Annotated in this window: 14 protein-coding genes; all 14 read right to left on the bottom strand. The window is 46.3% G+C overall.

Going from position 1 to position 18,512, the window contains the following annotated elements; genetic code table 11:
* Positions 1-297: 297 nt before the first annotated feature.
* Positions 298-4,317, bottom strand: a complete 4,020-nt coding sequence (locus L696_RS0100915) for an S-layer homology domain-containing protein (protein ID WP_025681968.1) — start codon at positions 4,315-4,317, stop codon at positions 298-300.
* 192 nt (positions 4,318-4,509) lie between these two features.
* Positions 4,510-5,640 (bottom strand): glycosyltransferase family 4 protein, encoded by a 1,131-nt coding sequence (locus tag L696_RS0100910; protein WP_025681967.1) that lies wholly within the window; start codon positions 5,638-5,640, stop codon positions 4,510-4,512.
* A 137-nt stretch (positions 5,641-5,777) separates the two neighbouring features.
* Positions 5,778-6,539 (bottom strand): WecB/TagA/CpsF family glycosyltransferase, encoded by a 762-nt coding sequence (locus L696_RS0100905; RefSeq protein WP_025681966.1) that lies wholly within the window; start codon positions 6,537-6,539, stop codon positions 5,778-5,780.
* Positions 6,540-6,547: 8 nt separating this feature from the next.
* A complete protein-coding gene (gene csaB, locus L696_RS0100900; RefSeq protein WP_025681965.1) occupies positions 6,548-7,684 on the bottom strand; it encodes a polysaccharide pyruvyl transferase CsaB in 1,137 nt (378 codons plus the stop codon).
* Positions 7,660-9,675 (bottom strand): DUF5693 family protein, encoded by a 2,016-nt coding sequence (locus L696_RS0100895; protein ID WP_025681964.1) that lies wholly within the window; start codon positions 9,673-9,675, stop codon positions 7,660-7,662. The genes csaB and L696_RS0100895 overlap by 25 nt, the downstream gene beginning before the upstream one ends.
* A gap of 261 nt (positions 9,676-9,936) precedes the next feature.
* Positions 9,937-11,655, bottom strand: coding sequence for a phospho-sugar mutase (locus L696_RS0100890; protein WP_025681963.1), 1,719 nt, complete (start codon positions 11,653-11,655; stop codon positions 9,937-9,939).
* 98 nt (positions 11,656-11,753) lie between these two features.
* Entirely contained in the window at positions 11,754-12,200 is a 447-nt protein-coding gene (gene fabZ / locus L696_RS0100885; protein WP_025681962.1) for a 3-hydroxyacyl-ACP dehydratase FabZ, read from the bottom strand.
* Positions 12,201-13,109: 909 nt separating this feature from the next.
* Positions 13,110-13,322: a DNA-directed RNA polymerase subunit beta gene (locus L696_RS0100880; protein WP_025681961.1), complete on the bottom strand. Its 213-nt coding sequence runs from the start codon at positions 13,320-13,322 to the stop codon at positions 13,110-13,112.
* 10 nt (positions 13,323-13,332) lie between these two features.
* Entirely contained in the window at positions 13,333-14,160 is an 828-nt protein-coding gene (locus L696_RS0100875) for a flagellar hook-basal body protein (protein WP_025681960.1), read from the bottom strand.
* A 13-nt stretch (positions 14,161-14,173) separates the two neighbouring features.
* A complete protein-coding gene (locus tag L696_RS0100870) occupies positions 14,174-15,058 on the bottom strand; it encodes a flagellar hook-basal body protein (RefSeq protein ID WP_025681959.1) in 885 nt (294 codons plus the stop codon).
* 122 nt (positions 15,059-15,180) lie between these two features.
* Complete coding sequence (gene mreB / locus L696_RS0100865; protein WP_025681958.1) at positions 15,181-16,179, bottom strand: rod shape-determining protein; 999 nt, start codon at positions 16,177-16,179, stop codon at positions 15,181-15,183.
* A gap of 172 nt (positions 16,180-16,351) precedes the next feature.
* Positions 16,352-16,639: a sporulation transcriptional regulator SpoIIID gene (spoIIID, locus tag L696_RS0100860; protein WP_007432737.1), complete on the bottom strand. Its 288-nt coding sequence runs from the start codon at positions 16,637-16,639 to the stop codon at positions 16,352-16,354.
* Positions 16,640-16,840: 201 nt separating this feature from the next.
* Complete coding sequence (gene spoIIQ / locus L696_RS0100855; RefSeq protein WP_025681957.1) at positions 16,841-17,581, bottom strand: stage II sporulation protein SpoIIQ; 741 nt, start codon at positions 17,579-17,581, stop codon at positions 16,841-16,843.
* Positions 17,582-17,651: 70 nt separating this feature from the next.
* The coding region (gene spoIID / locus L696_RS0100850; RefSeq protein WP_025681956.1) for a stage II sporulation protein D at positions 17,652-18,512 on the bottom strand (861 nt) is incomplete at its 5' end.

Raw genomic sequence — 18,512 nt, 5'->3', positions numbered from 1 at the left:
ACTACGACGAAATAAGCGTAAAGTTTCAGATAAGTGCACAAAAAAAACATATTAAAAAATAATAAACACATTTTGAGATAAATACTCAAAAAAAGTAGTTAATTTAAACACATTTATGGTAGTTCAAGAACAAAACGCTGTAAACTTACCCATTAGTTAGTTGCTCATTGTTATTATGGCATAGGCCCTTAATTCCAGTCAAATAGCTGATTTCTAAAAAACATCCCTCTCATGTATATGAAAGGGAATTCCAATTTCACATGGAGGGATGTTCGATAAATTCAGTTTTTTAAGGACCTAGATCTTAGGAAGTAGCTTTTTATCAGCCATAACTTTAGCTACAATAATGGCTGCATCACCACGCAAGGTCAAGGATGTAGGATTAAACATATATCCTTTTTTGGGATCGCTGGCATCAACAGGTGAACCTGTGATAAAGCCCTTCTTGGCAATAGCCAACACAGATGCTTGCGCATAGTAATCAATCTTGTCCGCATCTTTAAAGGTTTTAGACAGATTCTTCATGATCTTGTCATGATCTGTTTCCAGCTTCAAATTCAATGCTTTGGCAATGATGACCGCAGCATCTTGACGTGTGATGACATCTTCCGGCATAAAGATTCTCGGTTGCGAACCTTTTACAATACCGGCGCGTGCAGCCGTTTCGATATAGCGATAATCATAAAGGGCATCTGCTGATATCGCATTTGAAACTGACACGTCATCAAAATGCTTCGCACCACTGTAGTTAAGTGGAATTTGCAAGCCTTTTACCATCATCGTAGTAAATTCGCCTCTTTTAATGTAGCTGTCAGGTCCAAAGCTGTTAATTGGATCCATCGGATTCATGACACCCTTAGCCAAAATGGCCTCGATATAGTCTCTCGCGTATTTGTGTTTAATAACATCACTATACGTTTCTCCAACCTTGGCAGCTACATAGTAGCCGAAACGATCAAACGGTACTTTAATGGTATGTTTCTTCGGATCTACAACACCGCCAATGTTCTGCCAGTCTTTGAGATCAGAATCAAAATAGAACACCGTCATTTGTTTCCCTGCATCCTGAGCGATACTGCTATCATACGTCAGCGTTAATGTAGCACGCTTGGAAGGTACCAGTTCATTGGCTGGGTCACGCCAGTAGAAGTTTTTGATCTTGCTACTGTCGTTTTGTGACTTATTGGCCAGTTGGTATGGATCAGCACCGTAAGTAACAGGATCATACGCATCTGTTTTGATATCATCCGCTACACCTGAGTCAATCCAAAATACAGGACTTGATTTGGTATAACGATCTGGAAAATCTCTATTAAAATATTTACTTCCATCTGCGATCAAGCTCTGCATGTCCGATAATGCCTTTTCAGTTTCAAACTCATGTCGGTCCACGACACCATCTTCGCTGTTCGCTATCGCAAAATACAAAGTGTGTCCGGAGAAGACCTGATTTTTGAATTGCTGAGGCTGGTCATAGTCCCGACGAATCAGGCTCGTTCCCTTGGCAAAAGCAAGTGTAAGATTACCATCAAACACTTTATGTGATGTCTTCATGGCTTCCATAAACTGCTCGCCAGGAATATTAGTAGGCACATATTTTACGGTAATGGTTTGTTTTTGTTTGTCCTTACCTACCGTAACCACTACATCAATTTTATTGTCTTTATTAGGTTTCAGCCCTGTAACGATGGCTTTGTATGTTGAAGGATAATCAATGGTGCCATCATAGTCAGAGTCAAACCCCTCTTGAACGGCTGTTTCCTTACCCACCATAACACTATCTGCATTACCTGCGTTCACTACAACTTGCACAAAGTTTTGATTCACGATTCTCTTTTCAGGGAGTGGACGCAAAATATCAAAAGATGTGGATTGGCCGGATACTTGCAATCGGAACGTTGCAAATGGTCCGCTTTTACCACTGTTGTACAAGGTAATATTGTAGGCTACTGCTGTTCCATCTTGTGGAATCGTTTGGTTTTTCAGTACAAAGCTGAAATACTTCTTATCTGGATGATAATAAACCAGCAGATCCTTTAAATCTTTGCTGTTGAATTTATCCGTAGTAGAACCGGAATTATACACTGTCTTGGCATCTTCGGCTGAGTAGAACTGATTATTCAGAGTCCAGTTGACCTCACTGCCGTCAGATCCTTTAATCTCCAGAATATATTGGTCTTTATTGGTGATATCACTTAACGCACTCGGTACCTGGTTTGCAGTTCCCAAATCAGCAATGCTAAAGGTACCAAACACATTGATGTTTTTCAGGGATGTAGTGTAATTCGTGTCATCCACTTTTTTGAAATTAGCATCTTTGGATTTTGGTGCAATTTCGCTGTATTTCGGCGCACTGCTTAGTCCGCTAACTGGAGTAAACGGAATAATACCTTGCGTGTTTGCAACAGGAATTACCGGTATATTCGTTTGTGTAAAGTTTACTTTTACTGTATTGGCGTACTCAATACCCGGTTTGTATACAAACTTGATTTCATTATTCCCATTCGCCAGTGCATTAGCTGCCGCATCCTCGGAGGATGAAGCGAGTTTAAAGTCCACTCCTGTGCCATCCAGATCAACCAATACATTATTTACATACAGGAATACATTTCGGTTACTGCCTGTGTAATGAATATCTGATGCATTACTTACGTCGAGCAGTTTACCTTTAAAGTTGCCCAATTGGGTTAATTTATAGGTATTCAAGTTTGCGCTAGATGTATTCAACGGAATTTGTTGTCCGTCATAAATCGTATCGTATTTCATGAATGGACCCTGCAACAGATTCACTGTTGCTTTGATCAATTTGGTCGAGTCTCCATTCAGGTAAAAATTCAGTGCGTTTGTGCCCTCTTTTGGCAGGGAGTCAATGTAAGCAACAATTTTCTTCACCTGTGTTGACTTACCATTAATCGTCCTAACCACATCTTGTGGTGAACCTACCGTGTGTACAGTTACGCCGGAAAGCTCACTAATCGAAGTTGGAGCCCCGTTAACCACGATAAATTCCAAACCTACTGGAACAGACGGCGCATCTGTGGTTTTATTCTTCATAGAATTACCGGACAACTTTTGGGCTTCTGCTATAGCTGCAGTTTGATCTGATCCAGACCCATTGATTCTGTTCAACAATTGAACATTAAAATCGGAAAGGTAGTTAACATCATCAATGTAAGGTTGTGTGCTGCTGCGCAATGTAAATTGCACAGGATATGCCGCTGGAGGTGTACTACTATCATCAAAAGTTAACCCCAGAAACGCTCCAGTTACATGATCAATGACAGCATCTGTAGGTACATTCACCTGAAATGGATACACTCTATAGCCATTTGAAGTTGTCACATTAGCCGTATCAATCGTAGCATCTACACCGCTGGTACTACCAACAGCGCTACCGTTGTTGCTTACATCAATAAACCGTGCATTAATGGTAGCCACTTTCGGATCGGAAGCCCCCCCTGGGACTAACACTTTACCTTTTAAAACAATTCCGCTGGTGTCTGCCACCGTAAAGTCTGGTGAAGTGGTCAGATCCGTAGACACGTTGCCATCCTTATTTAAATTCAAATCAGAAAATTCAGGTTTTCCTGTATAAATTGTGATTTCACGTGTAACCGTAAGGGCCTGAGTGCCATTACCTACTTTGATAGTCACTACGTTTTTACCAGGGCTGAGTACGACACTACCTGTTAATTTATAGCCTGTGTAGCTATTAACAGTATATGTGTTACTACTTTTTGCAGACGTCAGCGTTACATTGTCAGCATTGGGCGCTGTACCTTGAATAACTACTTTAACGTCATCCGTACCACTATTCTTTGCATCAGTCAAAACAGTTGTTTGGTTCTCAATCAATTGCTCTGTTTCGCCATTTAACGTTGCAGACAAATCGTAGAGCTTGGGTCCGTCCTGATACTCAATATAAATAGAATCCTTCATATCAGCCGAATTTTGGCTGCTTTGGAACGTAATTCGGTTCAAACCAGGAAAGAGTTTAATGTCTGTAATTTTAAGCGTGGAGCCGGCGACCGTAATTCCGCCCTTTTGGCTTTCATTTTTATTAACCTCGGTGTAGGTCGTTCCATTTTTAGAGAGCTGGAATACACTATAGGAAATAGTGCTTCCGTTCACTCCATTAATCGTACCATTAACTGTAACACGGTCGGTGTTCACCACTCTGGCCGAATCCGCATCATATTTTTCATTTGGAAAAATAAAATAAGTTCCCGTCGCAGCATGAGCCGTACCTACCAGGGCCGTCGGCACCAAGCCAATGATGAGACCAACCGTCAGCAACATGGATAGCAATCGTTTCAAATCATTGTCCTCCTTTGATTCTGTCGCACCTTGGGGCACGTAATCATTCGATACCTTTTTTATCGGTAGCGAACATACAAAAAATTAGTAAATACGCAAAAAAGGAGGGGAATTTTTCATAGCGAAGAACAAAAAAGCCCTCAAACCCGCGGTATACCGCCAAGCTTGAAGGCTTACTTTTAAAATAAAAAATTATAATTTCGACCGAGTCTGGGAGTCTGGCTTAGCCAGCAACCGAATCAGGGTGTTAATCACCGGACGTTTGGTTTTGCCGACAAGACCAATAACCTCGGCGCCGATCTGTAAGAAGAACATCATAATACATATCACGACAAAGGTAACCCAGTTCGCTTCATAAAGCGCAGCAGATGATTGGATAACGGCTAATATGCCAAAGAATGCGGCTATACAGTAAATAATCAATACGGTCTGTCTGTGGCTAAAGCCCAATTCACGCAGGCAATGATGTAAATGACCTTTGTCTGGTGAGAAAATCGGTTTTTTCTGCAACTTGCGACGAATGATCGCAAAGAATGTATCTGACAAAGGCACGCCGATAATGATCAATGGCGTAATAAACGATACGATAGCAATTTGCTTGAAACCAAGCATCGACAGCATCGCCAGACAGAAGCCCAAAAATAGAGATCCTGTATCACCCATAAATATTTTTGCAGGATGAAAGTTAAAAAACAGAAATCCGATAATGCTACCGAGCAGCACCAGGCAAAGCATAGCAACCATATAGTTGCCCATCAGAAGAGACATTACAAAAATTGTTCCGATTGCGATTCCCGAAACACCAGCAGCTAGTCCATCCAAACCGTCAATCAAATTGATGGCATTCGTTACACCTACAATCCAGAAAATCGTAAGCGGGATGGAGATCCAGCTTTCCAAAGAAGAGTATGCATCCTGAAAAGGCACATTCACAAAATCAACACGAATATCAAAAGCAAATACAACCATACACGCAACGGCAATTTGAGCCAAAAATTTCAATTTTGCATTAAGATCAAAACGATCATCAAGAGCACCAATCAGTGTAATCAGCGTTCCACCAATCAGAAAGGCTGCGATAAAATTAATATCCCGTGAGGACAGCATTCCTTCAGGCACAAAAGGTAAAATCGCCAATAAGGACAAAAGAAATGCCAGGAAAATCCCCAGACCGCCAAGACGCGGCATAATTCGGGTATGTACCTTTCGGGCATTCGGCACATCAACGGCTCCAACCTTCACAGCAAATTTCTTGACGAGCGGTGTCAATAAGAGCGCAAGTCCCAGTGCCATGATGAAACCAATAATATAGATCAATAACATTTGATCATTCGACCCCCAATTTTAAAGCAATCCCTTTTCAGATGTAACCGCATTGAATTATACTCTGATCGAAAATAAATACCAAGCCTCATATTCTGGCAAATTAGCGGGTTTTGAAGGCAGATTCAAGCTATTTATCACACTTTTGTGACGTTTTCTTTTTCACGCATCACTTTCACGGCGAATTTCGGCAGCGCAAGCATTCTTTTGTACCGACTCGGCTCTTTCAATAGCCTATACAGCCACTCAGCTCTGAGCTTCTGAAACAATTTAGGCGCACGTTTGGCTTTACCGGATATAATATCGAAGCTGCCGCCCACCCCCATCATCACGGGAACACCCAATTGTTCTTTATATTTACCAATCCAGGGCTCCTGCGTGTCAGCTCCACGTGCTACAAACAGCAAGTCAGGCTTTGCTTCACGAATAGCTGCAATCACCGCTTCATCCTCTACCGGTCCGAAAAATCCGTCATGCTTGCCGCAAACCGTAATTCCGGGATAAAGCTCATGTACCCGCTGGGCCGTCGCTTGAATCACCTCAGATGTCGATCCGAGCAAATAAACTTTCCAATGATAGTTTTCTCCAGCTGCAAGTAATTCATGTAACAAGTCAAAACCCGCCACACGTTCTGGTACTGGATGTCCTACATAATTTGCGGCCCAAACCACGCCAGTCCCATCCGGGACGATGAGCTCCGCCTGCTTCATCACTGACATGTACATAGGGTCTTCCAACGCTGCCATAACCATAATCGGATTGGCAGTGATCACTTGATGGGGTCGGCGAGACTCCACTGCTTGAATTAATACATTTAATGTATCTTTCATATTAAGCCTTGATACCGGAACACCGAAAATCGGGACGGTAGGCACATTCGTAACCTTATCGACTGTCACTGTATCCATCATCCTTTGCGACACAAGTAATTAATGATATGCCGTGCCGGCAAACGGGCCTCGCTCTTCAACAAAGCAATTGCCGCTCCCTGGCTCTCGATCCATTGGCTCCGCTGATCCAGCAATCGTATAGCCTCATCAGCTAGCTTTTGACCATTCAGCGCTTCTGTGGTGCCTACAGGCTGGCTACCGACGCGGCCGAGGAAATGGTCAATTTTCGGATCATAGGATATCCCCAACGGGGGCACCTGATGGGATGCTGCATAAATCAGACTGTGCAATCTCATCCCGATCATCAAACTACAACGACTAACTTCCAGCAACATCTGCTGAGGATCGGTAACCTGCTCACATATACTAACACGGCTGCCCGTTTCCCTAATATCCCCTAACAAATCCATTACCATCCTTGAAGCCTGCTCATCGTCTGGCAGATGGAAAGGAAAAAAGCGTAAATGTACACGGCGCCCAGCAGCTAATTTTTTCAAACCGTCAGCGATCGCCGTTAATTCACGACGCTCCTTGTCCCAGTAACGTACCGACACACCAACAATCGGAAGTTCATTTTCCCCTTCGACAGCCGCTCCTTGCAAACCTTCGGAATTGGAGGGCAATGGAAGCCCCATTACTGGATCGGGAACGACCTCAACAACAGGGTGTTTTAATTTCATGGTGCCCAGTAGCGCCGCAGACTGTTCATCTCTTACAGATACATATTCGCAGCGCTGGAACACAGACCGGATCATAGGGTAAAATATCTTCCGTTGCACCGGACCAATGCCCTGAGCATACACAAACGTCGGCTTTCCGGCCCACTGAGCCAGTTTGAGAATCGCTAGATAATAAGGAATGCTTTTGAGACTTGTTGCGTCCTGAAGCAAACTTCCGCCGCCGCTGATTAACCCGTCGCTGTTTTTAATCGCTCTCCGAATTTCTCTCAGACTCATACGTGGTACGGCTTCTACCCCGTACATCTTCTGTGTCCAAGCGGGGTCTGAAGACAGCACAACAGGTTTAACCGTAATACCCGCCTGACGGCTTTCCACCTCTAATGCTGTCAAAATCGACTTGAGCACTGCCTCGTCTCCACTATTGCGAAAGCCGTAATAACCCGAGATTATTATCGTTTGAGCTGTGGTGACCATTTCTTCCAACATCCTTCCAGCACTTGCCACACGACAATTGCGATAATTCCCAGAATCAGACCCAATCCCAATCCTAACAGCCCACGACTAAGCGAGAGTGCCGCTGGAGAATGAATATGAGCAAAGGTATCGACCATAGAGGCCTGACCAATAGCAGCGATAATCAGCAAATAGATCGCTTTGCGATATTTCAACGCAAGGAACGCACCTGCAATAAACAGTGGGTGTGCCATCAAGAATTCCTTATTACGCGGACGTACACCAAATGCATTCTCAAGGAAATTTCGGAAAACCAGCTCTGTGTTCGACACGGTACCCGCATTCCCGGTACGGCTCAAATAGTACACTCCTGCGGCTCCGATCACAGCCAGTACGATGACCCAGAGTACAGTAATCGGGGTGCGCAACAGCTTTGAAATTTCTTCGCGTATAGAAACGCCCCGATAAAAGAAAATATATATCGCCGCCAAAAAAATCGGCAGAATGTGAAGCAAGCTTACGCCTCTAAATTGGTTCAGCACTAGACTGTACGCAATACTGTTCAACAGCGCAATAACAAACGGTACAGCAGCCAGCGACAAAACTGCTGTCTGAACGTACAATACAAGTGTTTGAACGAGACGACGACCTATTGAAAGCTCAGGCTCCTGTTCACGTTTGATTCTAATCGTACGCACAGCAATGACCATTGCAACCGTGGGTCCGCTAATCGCTGCGAGCAGTGCCAAGCCTTGCTCCATCAAGCTGGTGTTCAGAACGTAAAGACCTGCTGAGCCAACCAATCCCAATCCAAACGCTAACAAGGTCAACGCTGGGACAAAATACGACACCATAATGGAGAATAAAGCCAGTGCACCCAGTACAACCACCAATTTCAGGTAACGTTGGTAGGATGAATCAACCACTTGAAATGGTTCAGCCTGTCCAAGCTCAAATCCCTTTTTCTCCATCCGTTGAACAGCATTGCCCGGTTTGTCCAAACTGTGGATCAAGTTGTCTACAGAATCCTTCACTTTGGCCTCAGCCACACTGCGGGTTGGAGCAGTATTAAGATACAACATGCGAATGTTGCGGTCCTTGGTCGCCAATGCAAAACGATCAGCCAGCGTCTCCACATCAAGCGTTGAATCTTTGTCGCTCAGTGAGTACAAGCGCACAACGTTATATTTTATATCGTAAGCCAGCTTGTTGAAGCCTGCCTGCGGTTTTTTCAAATTTTCAATAGCGGCCAGGCCAATATTGTATTTGTTCAGCAATTCAGCAAATGCTGCCAAGCTATGCTTTTTCTCATTATCTGTAAACCCTTTGACAGAATCTCCTTCAAACAAAATACGTTTTACGCCATTCTCCTGAAAGGAAGCCAACGTCTCTTCTGTCAATTCCTGATTGTAAGGAAGGCTGTCGCTCATCCGCGGAACGATAAAAAACCCTTTATTCCGAAGCTGTTTCATAGCAATTGGATCAGGCTGCATGGGCTTGAGATACGCATCCTCTGGAGAAGTTTCTACAACGAGCCCTTCATGGCCCTGATAAGTCCATGGTTTGACGTTAATGTCTAGACTGGTAAAAGTACGTTCAATTAACGGCTTCAAAGCCGCAGCGTTTTCCTGATCAGTGAAAACAACGTACGTAAAGTTCTCGTTTACGGGTGATACCCGTTTTTCCATATCAGCAATATTCTGAGTCGTATAGGTTACAACATGGCCTGCTTTGCGGAAATCATCCAGTGTGCTTTCATACATTGCCATACTGTTCACACCGGCCTGCTTTAAGCGGTCAAGCTGCTCATTCAGGTAATCCTGCGGGTGAGCCTGATACGAAGCTGCCTCTGTCAAATCCCGATAGTCGAATACGAGCTCTACTTTTTTACTTGATGATTCTGTCTTCACACGATCGGCAATTACAGGAATGGAAGCCAGCAAGCCAAGTGCAACCAGAATCCATAACCATTTTCGAGAAGCCGTATTCCAATACTGCCATTTCTGATACACCAAAGAACCTCCTTAATATTCGGGATTTTGCAAAATTCAATGCTGCCCACCTTGCCCTTGCTCAGTCCTTGGTAGGCCACTCATTGGATTTTGCAAAATCCTCCGTTGCCGGAATAAGCTTATTTTCCCAAAGCCTCTTCCAGATTATTCTGCAACACAGAAATGACCCCCACGGCGTACTGCCCTTTGCCGTGAGAGGTCACCGATTTCTTAATTCGTATCTAATTGCCCTAATCCTATTCTATTATAAATGGATTTGTCTCAAGCGTCTACGCGTGCCATAACAGCTTCCACCAGACGGCTGATTCTTTGCTCGGCATCTGCCAGTGAGGAACCGCGTACCGCAAAGTACACTTTAATTTTAGGCTCAGTACCGGAAGGACGCAAGCAGAACCACGAGCCGTCTTCCAGTAAGAATTTAAGCACATTCTCTTGTGGAAGTCCGTCCAAACCCTGTGAGTAATCCAGCACTTTTTCCACCTTCACACCTGCAATTTCCAGAGGCGGAGTAGTGCGCCAATCCGTCATTTTGCCCTGAATCTGCGCCACTCCATCCTTGCCCTTGAGCGTGCGGGACTCCAGCTTCTCCAGGAAGTAGCCAAACTGCTTGTACAGCTCCTGTAAAACATCATACAGCGTCTTGCCTTGGGTACTGTAATAAGCAGCTGCTTCAGCGATCAGCATAGCCCCCAAGACCGCATCCTTGTCACGGGCATAATTGCCTGCCAGGTAGCCGTAGCTTTCCTCATAGCCAAACAGGTAGGTATAATCACCCGTTTGGTCGAACTGATTCATTTTCTCACCAATGTACTTAAAGCCCGTAAGCGTGTTGAATACCGTTGCTCCAAAATGCTCAGCAATCACTGCGCCCATTTCACTCGTTACGATGGTTTTAATGACAGCTCCGTTATTTGGAAGCTTACCCGTTTCTTTTAGCTGGTTCAACAAGTAGTAGACCATGATCGCGCCAGACTGATTACCAGACAATACCACATACTCGCCGTCACGGTTTTTCACAACTGCTCCCATGCGATCCGCGTCGGGGTCTGTACCGATCAACAGGTCCGCACCAATTTTTCCACCCAGCGCAATCGCCAGCTTGAAGGCATCGCGTTCTTCCGGGTTGGGTGATTTGACAGTAGAAAATTCGGCATCTGGCTGTTCTTGCTCAGGCACAATATGTACCTGCTCAAAACCGATTTTCTCCAACACGCGACGAACCGGTACGTTGCCTGAGCCATGAAGAGGTGTAAACACAACTTTGAAGTTTTTGCCCGGTCCGGCTGCAATCAGCTCACGATTAACACTCACACTGGCTACCGTGTCCACAAACGCTTCATCTTCTTGCTCTCCGAGCCAAACCAGCAGGCCCTGTGCCTCTGCTTCTTCACGTGTCAGACGGTGAATATCAGCAAAAGAAGGAACCTCATGGATATAACCAATCACCTGCTCGGCCTGATCAGGAACAAGCTGACCGCCTTCATCGTTGTATACCTTGTATCCATTATATTCAGGAGGGTTATGGCTTGCTGTTACGACAATACCACCGCTGGCTCCCAAATGACGCACGCTAAAAGAAAGCTGTGGCGTTGGGCGCAAGGAAGGGAACAGCTTGGCAACGATGCCGTTGCCTGCCAGCACCAAAGCCGCATCCAAAGCAAACTCTGGGGAGAAATGACGCGAGTCATGCGCGATTACAACCGAAGGCTTCCCTTCTTTTCCCGCATGCTGCTCTAAAATATAACGAGCCAGTCCCTGAGTCGCACGTCCAATGACGTAACGGTTCATCCGGTTACTACCTGCTCCGATCACTCCACGCAGACCACCTGTGCCGAATTCCAGCTCTTTATAAAAGCGATCCTCCAGCTCCTGCTCGTTGCCTTCCAATGCGCGCAACTCCTGTTTGGTTTCTTCATCAATATAAGGGTCTTGCAGCCAGCTCTCAATGCCTTCTATTGCTTTTTTACTCAACTGCGTCATACGGAATTTCCCCTCTCCATTTTTTGGGTTGTCAAAACAGGATTTCTATGTACACATGCACTCGGTTCAGACGTCGTGCTTATGTCGGTAGAGCTTATTTATTGGGGAGGGTCTGATAAAGCAAACATAATTTCGCCCTCAGCTACTACCGTCTCGCCTACTTTAGCCGTAGCTTTCCCTTTGCCAAATGAGCCTTTGGAACGGGTAATTTCCACTTCAAGCGTCAGCGTATCCCCAGGAACCACCTGTCCACGGAAACGGAAGCCATCCAGCCCTGCCAAGAAACCAATTTTGCCGCGATTGCTTTCCAGATGCAGCAGTGCGAATGCCCCTACCTGAGCCAAAGCTTCGGTAATCAGCACACCCGGCATCACGGGATAACCCGGAAAATGTCCAATGAAATGAGGCTCACTCATCGTGACATTCTTAATACCTACTGCTCTTTTCCCTTCCTCCAGTTCAATAATACGGTCCACCAACAAAAATGGCGGTCGATGCGGAATAATCTCCTGAATTTGATTAACATCCAATTGCAATTTGTCCATTTAATTTAATAACTCCTCCCGCTTGCACGGTTTAGGCCCTATCACAAAATAGAGCCACTGCAAGCATAATATTACCCCGCCTGCGCTGCATAAAAACAGCTCAAAGCGGTAACAATGTTAGATATCCTTCACTTACTGCAGAAGTGAAGGTTGAGATAAGGGGCTTTTTCCGCCGGTTATGCAACCAGAGGCGCGAAGAGGCCCTTTTGCCCGTGCTTGGTCTTACCCCGCAGTGTTTAAACTTCCCCATCATTATACAGTTATCAGATGTAAAAAGAAAATTACGCGGAAGTACCATATTGGGTGCTCCTATTATGGGGTGAAGCGGAGCTTCAATTTGAGTCAAGGGGGAGAGGGCTACGGGGATGGATCATTCTTCCGATCGCTGTTAACCCCGGATTTTTTCATTGTACAGGAGATTTAAAGGGTAAAATCCGGGGTTAAAGGCGAACGCTGACGCTTCTTCAGAACGATTCCATCCCCTCCGCCAAGTTACTTTTGGCTCAAAAATAAAGCCTCGCTTCATTAATACTCGCTTGGCGTGAAGGGCGAAACAACACCGAAGGCCCCTGCGATGGCCTTCATTGGCCCTCCAACGCCGTGCTGCGTTGGGCCAGTTACGTTTGGGCATAACAAAACCCTGCGCCGCTTGGCACAGGGTTTTGTTGTTTTTATATGCTACCCAACACAAATTGCGAGTGGTTTACCTTAACAAGAGTGGGCTCGATGGCGGGTAGCCAGCGGAGCGAAGGATTTGAATCTGAAGAAGCGTAAGCGGTCGCCTTTGCAACGGGATTTTTACATCTGAATAACTTATAAAATAAGAAAATCCCGTTGCAACAGCGATCGTAAGATCAAATCATTCGCGGAGCGACCCTCTCCCCCACCACCCACTCTTTTAAAGTAAACTTAAGGCGCAAATATAAGATCAATGACATGCTGCCAGGTCTTCCATTCAAATACGTCTGCCAGTCCTTGCTTGCCTACGATCACATATCCTGCAATCAAACCACCCAACAGCGAGAAAAGGAGCAGCAACGGGATTACGAAATAACGGGCGGTACGCCAGCGGGACTTCGCCTTCTCAGGCACCGGACGGGAATTGGGTTGTTCTTCTTTCATCACCAAATCCCTATGCCCTCAGATTGTTGGCCAGGTTCATCATCGTGTCGCTAGAGGTTAGCGCCCGTGCCGCCAATTGATACATCCGCTGAACTTGCATCATGTCCGTCATTTCACCCGCTAAATCCACATTGGACTCTTCTAGATAACCGGAACGTACAGATACGTCAGTTGGAACAGCGCCCGCCACACCTGCTGCACCAAATACATTCGCTTCTGTCACACCATTCGCTAACACGAACAGGTTATCAGCCCGCTGTTCCAATCCTTCTGGACGCTGCACATCCATCAGCTTGATCCGCTGACCAACTGTCGGGTCTCCCGTTCCATTTCGGCGAATGAGCAATTCACCGTCCGGGTTAATCGCTACCTTGGAGCCAGCCGGAGCGGTCACAGGAACATCATTGTTATCCAGTACTTGATAGCCTTCGGAAGTTGTCAAGATCATCGTTGCGCCGTCATTCGGATCTGGAACAAACTGAAAGCTGCCGTCACGCGTCCAAGCCTTCTGGCCATTCCCCTGAACTTCGAACAAAGCATTGCCCTGGATCGCAAGATCGGTAGGAAGGCCCGTCTCTTTAAGCGGTCCCTGCTCCATATTTTTCATAGCCGAGGCTACTTTCACACCGTAGCCCAGATTATAGCCAAGCGGCATAGCTCGTCCATTTTGGAGATACGTTGAAGGCTGCTGCTGCACATTGGCCAGCACATCTTCAAAAGAACCCTGTTTACTCTTATAACCAACCGTATTGACATTGGCGATATTATCGGCAATCAAATCCAAGCGCTGCTGCACACTGGCCATAGACACCATTGCGCCGATCATGGAGTTGTTCATCACTTACCCCCTGTTATACACGGCCTACTTCATTAACGGCCTTGTCCAAGCTTTTATCATAAAATTGAATGACCTTCTGATTCGCTTCGTACGCTCTTAACGCAGCCATCATATCCACCATCGACTGCGAAGCGTCTACATTGGATACTTCCAGATAGCCCTGACGGACAGATACCACATCATTCGCAGTCATCGTTCTGGCTGTGGCTCCGTCCGTATCATTCAGACGAAAATTCCCGTTCCCTTCACGAACGAGCTGGTATGGACGGTCAATGACACTGATTCCGAGCGTCGTTCCCAATGTCTGATTGGAGTTTTTGTCCACCAATTCGCCTCGCTCATTTACTTTAAGCGCTGAAACAGCCCCCGTCAATCGAATCGGCCTGCCATTCGTATCCAGCACTGCTGAACCAGTCGACGAGAGCAACGCACCCGTTCCATTTACCTGAAAATGCCCATCACGTGTATAGCGTACATTACCGTTATTGTCCCGAACCGTAAAAAACGCTTCCGGACGATAGGTGACTTCACCGTTAGCATTGATGAATTTCCCCGCCTGATCAAAAGCCATAGGCTGACCGGTTGCCGGGTCGTTCACGTTAATATTGGACTGTATTGCGAAATCCGTAGCTTGTCCGCTATCCTTCAATGCCCCCTGAATGTAAGGGGAGAGGCTTTCCTCAGCAAAAACGCCAGTATTGAGCTTGCCGACCGTACGGTCCGGATTATTCGGATTGCCCCCGGTCATCGAAATAAGCATTTCGGGAAAAGAACGCTGAACACTATTTTCCTGCTTGTATCCCGGTGTGTTCATATTGGCAATATTTTGCGTCACGGTGTCATGGCGTCGTTGTTGCGTTGTCATTCCGGCGGCCGCAGTATATAAACCTCTCAACATGTATCGTGCACCCCAATCCTGTACTCTCCTGGTCAAACATCTGCTCGTACGGAGGCATGGAAGCCAAAACCTAGATAGCCTGCCTGACCGCACACGAGTCTCTTATAATCACTATCGGCAGATTAGAACTTTTTCTTAACGACATGATCTAAATTATCCAGCATAATTCCTGTGCCCTTGACGACACAATGCATCGGATCTTCAGCAACCAGTACCGGAACACGCAGTTCCTCGGCAAGCAGCTCGTCCAAACCGCTTAGCAACGCGCCGCCGCCAGTCAAAATAACACCACGATCAATGATGTCTGCGGACAGTTCCGGTGGGGTCTGCTCCAACACAAACTTGGCCGCAGCCACAATCGCTGATACAGGATCTCTGAGCGCATCCTGCACTTCAGCCGCAGAAATACTTAACGTTTTAGGCAATCCGGATACCATATCCCGCCCCCGGATGTCCATTTCTGCCTGTCGTCCGCTCGGATGCACGGTACCGATGGCGATTTTAATATCTTCCGCCGTACGTTCCCCGATCAAAAGCTTGTACTTTGTTTTCACATATTTCATGATGGCGGAATCAAACTTGTCTCCTGCCATTTTAATGGAAGAAGCCGTTACTACATCCCCCATAGAGAGGACCGCAACGTCTGTTGTTCCACCACCAATATCCACCACCATATTGCCACTAGGCTCAAAAATATCCATTCCTGCCCCGATGGCAGCTGCTTTTGGCTCTTCCTCCAAAAATACTTCTCTGGCCCCGCTACGCTCCGCCGCTTCACGAATCGCTTTTTGTTCCACTGAGGTGATGTTCGTCGGCGCACAAATCAGAATACGAGGGTGGCTGTACCAGCTTTTTCCCCCTACCCGATTGATAAAATATTTTAGCATCGCTTCGGTCACTTCAAAATCGGCGATGACACCGTCGCGTAGTGGACGGATGGCTATGATATTACCGGGAGTACGTCCAACCATACGGCGCGCTTCCTCTCCGACAGCCAGAACTCTTTTTGTATCGCTTTCTATTGCAACAACGGAAGGTTCGTCAAGAACAACCCCCTTCCCTTTGACGTGGATAAGCACGTTGGCCGTACCGAGGTCGATACCGATATCATTACTGAACATATTAAAAAGGCCCCCAAAGTGATATTTTAAAAAGCTGAGATTCGACAAGAAGCGGCAAATATATGTATAAACCTACGGTTACATGTCATTTTTCGATCTTGTACCATCTTTTAACATATCATACTTCAGGGGGTTGATTCAATGGCTTTGCCAGCCAATTCACTATATATTTTTAAGACTTGCCTGAAACGAGGATCTCCCTTCTTTTGCCGCTCGTTTTTTTGTACTTGATTTTCGTTGCTTCCCCTCCCCGCAAATGGCGGATGGATTTATGGTATTCGAGAATGTGCTTCACCTGATCTGCAAGGTCCGGGTTGATTTCAGGCAGCCGTTCGGTCAGATCTTTATGCACCGTGCTCTTGGAGACACCAAATTCCTTGGCAATCGTACGGACCGTATTCCTTGTTTCCACGATACAGCGACCGATTTTGATGGTCCGTTCCTTGATGTAATCGTGCACGCTCCCGCCTCCCTACTGTGGATAGTTTGGTACATTATATGAGGAGCGTGCCTATATATTCGCGGTTTGGCGGGAAGACATGCTTCGGAAGGCCTATTTATTTGGCAAAAGCAACTTATGTTTACCTTATGCACAAAAACTACACAAGAAAAAAGCAGGGAATATGGATTCCCCGCTTTGTATGCAAAGCCATGACCAAATTTATTTCTTAGGAAGCAGACCTGCTGGATTCACCGGCTTGTCATCCTGGTACACTTCAAAATGCAGATGTGTTTTCAAATCCTTTTCAAGCTCGTTACGACCCGCTGAAGCAATCACATCGTTTTGTTTCACTTGATCGCCTTCTTTTACTTTCAGATCACTCAAGCTTTGATACACAGTTTTGAGATTATTATCATGCGTGATTTCTACGACATTACCTACCAGCGGATGTTGTTCCACACGAGATACTTTGCCACTCAGGGCGGCTCTCACTTCAAACGCCTGATCGTCGGCCCGAGAAATATCAATCCCGGTGTTGGCGGTAAAGGTTTTATCGTACTCTACCATCGCAGCCGCCTGTTCGTCAGCTGTCGCGTTTTCGTCAAAGAATGGCTTTACGACCTGTACTGCGGCAGCATCCACCACCGGCCATGCGAGATTTTCCGACTGGGCAACGACTTCCATGCTTTCAGGCTGTTGCCCTGTAACATCGGTATTGATCGTTGTTGTATTCTGTACCGATGAATTAGTTGGGTCAGGTTTGAAAGACTTCTGGCTGGCATCCTGATAGACCCACACTAAAGTTAGTATAATGGCAGCTGCGGCAATGTAGGCTGCCGGGTATGCCCACCTTTTGGACAACAGCTTTTTCCACGAAGACGGCCGTGAAGCCCTTCCACCCTGAAAGGTTTTGGGTGTTTCTTCATGATTTTGGTTCTGGTTTTTATTTTGTTCACTCATTTGCTCATCACCTCAGTAACCAGTGTTACCGGGTGCAACTCTTTTATACTTCAAAGTTTTGAAAAATTTACTAACTTAGAATACGAGAGGCTTGGGCAAAGGAAACGCCCGTATAATAGTGAAGGAGAATTTGAGTGGCGGTATGTCCTTCCTTGGCCATTCCGTTAGCTCCCCATTGGCTCATACCAACTCCATGTCCGTAGCCGTAGGTTGTAATGGCGATCTGATCCCCTTCCGCCCTCCACGTAAATTCAGCAGAACGTAGCCCCAGCTTTTTTCGGATTTCCGGTCCTATAAAAACAGTGCCTCCTACTTCGATCTGCTTGATCCGATGCCCTTTTGTCTTGGAAAGTACCCGAATTTCCGGCATACTCCCTCCTCCAGTAGAAGCGGCTATCGCCGTACGGCTCAATCCCAATCTATCAAACACATTCTGACGGCTCAGTGTGACGGTCTCTGTATAACGGGGGGCCAACTGCTTGTCCCATGGACTTGATACGCTCCGTAAATAGGGCACAGCCTTGGCCCATACATCCTCTGAATTTTCAGTATAACCATTACTGGTAGAAAAAAAGGAAGCGGTAATCGGTTTGCCCTCATATACCATGATCGTATCCTTGGTGTCGCGTACAGCCTGCCGGATTTTGGCCAGTTCTGCGGATTTTCCAGAATGCCCCCACTCTCTATTAAGTTTGGCTTTGGAAATGTAAGCTTGGTGCTTAACCGTATCGGTCACATCTGCTCCCGCCGGAGCGCCGCTGGTGTCATCAGCCACCAAACGCCGGGCAATGAAGGTACGCGCGGCAATGGCCTGCGCCTTCAACGCCTCGCCCTCAAAGCTGGGCGGCATTTCGGCGGCTACTACGCCGACAATGTATTGCTCCAGCGGCAGCGTCTCCGTGCGGCCGGTGGACGTGACGTATACCCGCAC

The organism is Paenibacillus maysiensis (assembly GCF_000520815.1).
Classification (GTDB): domain Bacteria; phylum Bacillota; class Bacilli; order Paenibacillales; family Paenibacillaceae; genus Paenibacillus; species Paenibacillus maysiensis.
The sequence above is the reverse complement of the archived record's forward strand: the minus strand, read 5'-3'. Positions and strand labels throughout refer to the sequence as shown.